6 protein-coding genes are annotated in these 6,257 nt (G+C 56.1%); 2 read left to right on the forward strand and 4 right to left on the reverse strand.

Annotation, left to right across the window (positions count from 1 at the left end; genetic code table 11):
- Together VMU57_RS15705 and VMU57_RS15710 are read right to left on the reverse strand one after the other, a co-directional pair.
- On the reverse strand, positions 1-416 hold a 416-nt coding region (locus VMU57_RS15705), incomplete at its 3' end, for a type II toxin-antitoxin system VapC family toxin (protein ID WP_325385079.1).
- Positions 413-652, reverse strand: a complete 240-nt coding sequence (locus VMU57_RS15710; protein WP_325385081.1) for an AbrB/MazE/SpoVT family DNA-binding domain-containing protein — start codon at positions 650-652, stop codon at positions 413-415. The genes VMU57_RS15705 and VMU57_RS15710, both read right to left, overlap by 4 nt.
- Before the next feature lie 362 nt (positions 653-1,014).
- On the opposite strand from VMU57_RS15710, the gene VMU57_RS15715 reads away from it, so the two are divergent.
- Entirely contained in the window at positions 1,015-3,384 is a 2,370-nt protein-coding gene (locus VMU57_RS15715; protein WP_325385082.1) for a glycosyltransferase family 4 protein, read from the forward strand.
- A gap of 5 nt (positions 3,385-3,389) precedes the next feature.
- Positions 3,390-4,409 (forward strand): glycosidase, encoded by a 1,020-nt coding sequence (locus VMU57_RS15720; RefSeq protein ID WP_325385088.1) that lies wholly within the window; start codon positions 3,390-3,392, stop codon positions 4,407-4,409.
- A gap of 37 nt (positions 4,410-4,446) precedes the next feature.
- Here VMU57_RS15720 and VMU57_RS15725 read toward each other — a convergent pair whose 3' ends face one another.
- On the reverse strand, positions 4,447-5,553 hold the full coding sequence (locus VMU57_RS15725) for a hypothetical protein (RefSeq protein ID WP_325385084.1): 1,107 nt from the start codon (positions 5,551-5,553) through the stop codon (positions 4,447-4,449).
- Positions 5,550-6,257: HAD hydrolase family protein (locus tag VMU57_RS15730; RefSeq protein ID WP_325385086.1), on the reverse strand; the 708-nt coding region annotated here is incomplete at its 5' end. The genes VMU57_RS15730 and VMU57_RS15725, both read right to left, overlap by 4 nt.

Raw genomic sequence — 6,257 nt, forward strand, 5'->3', positions numbered from 1 at the left:
TCCACAATTTTCAGCTTGGGGAAAGCCGCTCTGTAGAGGCGCCGATCAAGAGTCAGCAGTGGATAGTGATGGACGGCTGCGTGTGCGCCTATTAAGAAATCTGCAAGTATCCGGCGCGGCATTTCAGCCTTCTTTTTACTGTGTCGGCGTGCATATTCCTGGAAGGCTCTGCCCGCTGTACGCCATATCTGTTCGCTCAATTGCCACTCGACGAGAATACCCGTTGCGCCAAAAAACTCATCGAGCATCTTTTCCGTGCGTCCTGGAAGCGCCAGCAACTTTGCGTAGACGGCCCCAGTGATAACAAGTGCGCCCCGCGCCTGAGCAGAATCAAGGGCCTTATGAACGGCGCTGTTCAATTGCGGATCCGTGTCCCAGAGCGCAACCAGAACGTTGGTGTCGATGGCTGTCGTCATTCGCCGCGCAGCTCGCGTAGCCATTTCGCAATCGCCCGCTTGCCGGAACCGATCTGCGGATTACCCATGCCACGGTACCGCTCAAAAGGGCTTTCCGCGCGTATCGGCACGACGCGCATTTCTCCCGCCCGCTCCTCAAACGCGAGCCGGTCGCCCGCACCAACGCCCAAGGCGCGGCGAACTTGATTGGGCACGGTGATCTGGCCTTTACTGGTGATCTTTGCAGTCAACGCCATAAAATATCCTTACTCGTAGACGATACTCCTTACTTCTCGATTCCGAAACAGGCCGCCCGTTGCGTGAGCGAGCCGGGCGTTGCGACAAATTCAGTCAGCACAACAGGCTTCGGCAACGCTTTGCCGACAACCTCAACCAGATACTCTCATATCGACTGGTACATAATTCGGGGGCCGGTCAGCACAGCCATTCTGTTTTTGCCCCTTGGGATTGCTGCTCCTGTCTGCGCACAGCAGGAGCAGCAGGACTAAAATAAAGGCTGCATGCGATGGTGAATATTCCTGCCTGATACAGGGAAGTTAGGAGTCAACATGCTCGGAAGCGGCGGTGCGACCGATAGCGAGTGTAGACCACAGTTCGCATGAAAGTGGAAGACATGTCTTTCTCGGAAATAGTTCATAACGAAGAAATGTCCGAGTCTGCGTCGGTGGATACTCATCCGCTATCACTGCCGACCCGCATCGCCTTTATCGGAAATTATTTGCCGAGACAATGCGGCATTGCCACGTTCACAACAGACCTGTGCACTGCAATCGCAGCAGAATACGGCCCCGGTCGTCTCTTTGCGATTCCGGTCAACGACCCGGAGTCAAGCTATCAATATCCTGAGCAGGTACGGCTGGAATTGGCCCAGGAAGACGAGGCCTCCTATGAACGGGCTGCTGACTTTCTTAACTTCAATGGGAATGACCTGGTCTGCTTGCAATTTGAATATGGCATCTTCGGCGGAGTAGCGGGCAGCTACATCCTTACGTTGCTTCGCAAATTAAAAATGCCATTGGTGGCGACGCTTCACACGGTCCTGCGTGAGCCGGACCCCCATCAGCGCGCAGTACTTGCCGAGATCGCCCAATTTTCGGATCGTCTAATCGTGATGAGTGAACACGCGGCGCGGCTTCTGCGCGATGTGTATGACGTGCCAAGTGAAAAGATCGACCTCATTGCTCATGGCGTACCAGATATGCCATTCATGGATCCCAATTACTTCAAGGATTTGTTTGACGCCGAGGGAAAGTCCGTACTCCTTACATTCGGCTTGCTGTCGCCGAATAAAGGAATTGAAAACGTGATCCGCGCGCTGCCGGCCATCCTCAAGAAACACGAAAACCTGGTGTACATCGTTTCCGGAGCAACGCATCCCCATATCAGGCGCCATGAGGGGGAAAAATATCGCGAAGAGTTGCAGGCGCTGGCGGTGGAATTGGGTGTTGCCTCCCAGGTCGTCTTCAACAACCGTTTCGTGAGCGCGGAAGAATTGATCGAGCACGTCGGCGCCGCGGACATCTACATTACTCCGTATCGCCAGGAAGCCCAGGTTGTTTCCGGCACGCTCGCAATTGCGCTCGGTGCAGGGAAGGCGATTATCTCCACTCCATACTGGCATGCCAAAGAACTTCTGGCCCAGGAGCGCGGCATTCTCGTTCCGTTCGACGACCCGGCGTCCATCGCAGATGCGGCGAACAGGCTATTGGAGAACGATACCGAACGAAATGCTCTGCGAAAGCGAGCTTATCTTTATTCACGTGGCACAACATGGCAAAAGACAGCGCAGGCTTATATGGCCAGTTTCCAACGGGCGCGTGTCGAACGGATGTCGCGACCGCGAGCTGCGATTCGGGGGATACTTGCAGCCATGGCGATCGATAGATTGCCGCTGATGGATACGTCCCACCTGTCCAGCATGACTGACGACACGGGCATTTTGCAGCACGCCATATTTTCTGTGCCCAATTGCCTTGAGGGTTATACGACGGATGACAACGCGCGCGCGCTAGTTGTTGCAACGCTGCTGAACGGTTCGCCTCGGTCCTACCTCCATCCACACGCGGCGCTATCCCGCAGATATCTTGCGTTCCTATGGTTTGCGTTTCAGGAAAAGACAGGCAGGTTCCGAAATTTTCTGAGTTACGACCGTAAGTGGCAGGAAGAGGTTGGGACCGAAGACAGCCACGGGCGCGCCCTATGGGCATTGGGAACGGTATTTTGCCACTCGGACGATGTAGGACTGAGAGGCGCGACAGGCAGGCTCTTCGAGGCCGCGGTGCCGGCGACTCTGACTTTTACCAGCCCGCGCGCATGGGCATTCTCCATCTTGGGAATGCAGGCTTATCTGGACTGCTTCCCGGGAGACCGGGTGATCCAAGGGATTCGAAATGCGCTGGCAAACCGGCTACTGGACATCTATGAGCGCGCTCATACGGAGACGTGGCATTGGTTTGAACGCAGTCTTTCCTACTCGAACGCGAGGTTGTCACAGGCGCTGCTATTGGCAGGATGGCGAAGCGAAAACAAGCGGATGGTCGAGGTGGGGATCCGATCGCTCCAATGGCTTGTCGCTGAGCAGCATCGCGGTGATGAAAAAACCTTCGTGCCGATTGGCTCGCTGGGGTTCTTCGCAGAGGGCGGCGAGAAGGCTCGCTTCGATCAGCAGCCCATCGAGGCCTGTGCGGCCATCTCTGCTTACCTTCAGGCATACCGGCTTACAAACGAAAAGTTCTGGCTTGAGGAGGCATGGTGTGCATTTCGCTGGTTCCTTGGAGAGAACGACCTACAGGTTCCGCTCTACGACCCCACGACTGGCGGGTGTAGAGACGGGCTTCATCCAGATCGCGTCAATGAAAACCAGGGAGCAGAATCGACTCTTTCGTTTCTGATGGCTCTGCTGGAAATGCAGAGTATAGAAATACCAACCGCAGAAAAACAGCATCAGGAAATGAGTGTCTCGCTTTGAATCCTATGATCCCTTCCCCGATAGCGCCCGAGCATGTCAAGAATGAACAGCAGGAACCGGCCGGAAGTATAGAGGCTCCCTTATTCACTCGCTATGCCGGCAACCCGATCCTCACTCGGAAACAGTGGCCATATCCCATTAACAGTGTCTTCAATGCTGGCGCAACAAGGTTGGCCGACGGAGACACCTTGTTGCTTTGCCGAGTTGAAGAGCGCACTGGCTTGTCGCACCTTTGCGCTGCTCGTTCAGCGAATGGAATCGATGGATGGCGCATCGATTCCCGACCGACATTGATGCCAAATCCTCGCGAGTATCCCGAAGAGATCTGGGGCATCGAAGATCCACGCATCACATATGTCCCAGAGCTTGAGCAATATGTAGTTGCTTATACCTCCTTCGCGCAAGGTGGTCCGGGAGTTTCACTCGCACTCACCAAGGACTTCAAGAGTTTTGAGCGATATGGTGTGATCATGCAACCGGAAGACAAGGATGCCGCACTGCTGCCTTGGAAAATCGGTGGCCTCTGGGCTCTGATCCATCGTCCAGTTACGACACTTGGCGCTCACATGTGGATATCCTATTCGCCGGATCTGCGGCATTGGGGCAGTCATAAGGTGATGCTTGCGGCACGGCGCGGCGGATGGTGGGATGCGAACAAGATTGGGCTATGCTCGCCGCCGATTGAGACGGTGAAGGGTTGGCTGGTGATCTATCACGGCGTTCGGCAGACAGCAGCCGGCGGTATCTATCGTCTGGGCCTGGCGCTGTTTGATCTCGAGAAACCAGATATCTGCCTGCAACGAGGAAACTCCTGGATGTTCGGTCCGGAAGCCAGGTACGAACGAGAAGGAGACGTGAGTAATGTCGTATTTCCGTGCGGACAAACCATCGGCGCGGATGGAGATACGATTCACCTCTATTACGGAGCAGCTGATGAATGCGTTGCAATGGCCACTGGTAGCATCCGTGGTCTACTTCTGTGGTTGGATTCGCACTCTGATGCCGGTTCTGAGAGCGGCTTGTAGCAATACCCTGTTAACCGATCACGAGGCATCGAGCGCATCATACTGTTGCTTCGGGCGGGTCGGCGTCTCCTCCCGGCGGGAGGGATTTCGGCATGTCGAGGCGCGCCACGCCAATTCGGTTGTCAGCCATCCCGTAGTAGACGTCGAAGCGATTCGGTGAGCCAAGATCGTCGCGCCGGTCGATGCCAGTGGGGAACACGACGTTGTCGATGGTCCCGTGGCGTTCCTGACGCGACTCTGGCTTCAACACCGGCTCCGCCGAACGATAGCGGATCACGAGCGGATGTTCCTTTGAAAATATCATCACCCCAGCCGAGTAGCACAGCTGGTGCGCTACGTCGTTCGGCTCTGCCAGATCGCTGACGCCGTGGTAAACAATCAGCCATCCGTGCCGGGTCAGGATGGGCGGAGTGCCGCCGCCGATTTTGAGCCGCTCCCAGGGCGAGACCGGAGCCGCCAGCCGGTGATGAAAGGTAAACTGGCCGGTGCGAAATGGCTTGTGGTCAGGTGTCATTCGACAGTATGAAATCCAGATGCTTTCCCTATCGATATCCACCTGACGGGGAGCGGGGCGGCAAGCAGTTTCCTCCGGACGAGTTCCCGGGAAAAGCGGCCGATGGAGCATCGCCAATTCCGGTTGCCCGGACGGGTCGGGAATGACGACAGGGAAGAGGCTGGCATCCTTGTCATCCACATTGCCGAATTCGATGCCGTCGGACGAAGCAAACGTCGCGAGCCCCAAGCGGTGCCAGTGGAAGAGATCCTCCGACAGGGCCAGGGCGATCCGTGGGCCTCGGGACGAAAATGCCGTGTAGGCCATGATGTAGCGCTTGAGTGGTTCCACGAAGGTGATACGAGGATCCTCGCAGCCACCGCCCCCGCCGGGCCGCCGCTCATAATCGGCTTCCGGCTCCAGTGCGATGCCAAGCCTCTCGATGCCTGCCGGGTCTCCGGCTGCATTGAACCGCACTCGTGCAATGCCGATGCGCGAGTAATTTCCTTTCGCGACCAGACGAGGAAAAAGGTAGAGCTGACCATCGGGTCCACGAGCCGCAGCCGGATTGAGAACACCTTCGACCTCTTGGGGATTGCCAGGCTCCGGCTCGATCACCATCCCCAGGCGCTCCAGCTTTAACCCGCTCATCGAATTCCTGCCGGAAAGTCAGCCTGCTGATCGCCGCCTAAGCAAGCGATGATGGCTTCGATCACCCGCTTCGTATCCTCGGGTCCTCGTACCGGGATGGAGATGACGCCTGCGTGTTCAGCGGGATAATCGTTTCCTCCTGGAAACAAGGCGTCGCCGACGTAAATCATTTCTTTCAATGAAATTCTCAGAATGTCTCGCAGCTTTCTAATCCCGTAGGCCTTGTCGATGCCAGGCTTGGTGACATCAATGGATGTCGCGCCTCCAAGCCGAACAGAGAACCCGGGAATCAACGGGCCAAGGATCGCTTTGATCTTCTTCCGCTTGGCGAAATCTGGGTCCCATTTTTCTTTTTCTGCCAGAGGCGCCTGCTGACCTAATGCGGACAGCGTGATCTGGCTTCCCCGGTCTTCAATTACCTCTCCCCAGACCTTTTCGACCTTATAGCCCGCTGTCTGGAACGCTGCATTCAGAGAGTCGACGATCTTTTTCTTCTCGTCCGCGGTGAAATCTTCCGAATAAAGCTTTTTCCAGTCGGCCGAATATTGAAAGAACTTTGTTCCACATGTAGGAAGTACTGACAGACGGCTCAGTCTTTCGTCGTGGGGAAGATTGGAGAGCAGTTGCTTTTCGAACTGCGGCCAATCGCCTCCGGAAATGACGGCGACTGACAGGCGACTCGCGCGACACTGAGAAGATCGTGC

Origin of the sequence: Edaphobacter sp. (assembly GCF_035532915.1) — a bacterium.
In the GTDB taxonomy this organism is placed as follows: Bacteria; Acidobacteriota; Terriglobia; order Terriglobales; family Acidobacteriaceae; genus Edaphobacter.

What these genes read in the sequence shown, in the direction of transcription:
- VMU57_RS15720 (WP_325385088.1), top strand. Translation starts at nt 3,390, where the DNA reads ATGATCCCTTCCCCGATAGCGCCCGAGCATGTCAAGAATGAACAGCAG.
- VMU57_RS15710 (WP_325385081.1), bottom strand. Translation starts at nt 652, where the DNA reads ATGGCGTTGACTGCAAAGATCACCAGTAAAGGCCAGATCACCGTGCCC.
- VMU57_RS15715 (WP_325385082.1), top strand. Translation starts at nt 1,015, where the DNA reads ATGAAAGTGGAAGACATGTCTTTCTCGGAAATAGTTCATAACGAAGAA.
- VMU57_RS15725 (WP_325385084.1), bottom strand. Translation starts at nt 5,553, where the DNA reads ATGAGCGGGTTAAAGCTGGAGCGCCTGGGGATGGTGATCGAGCCGGAG.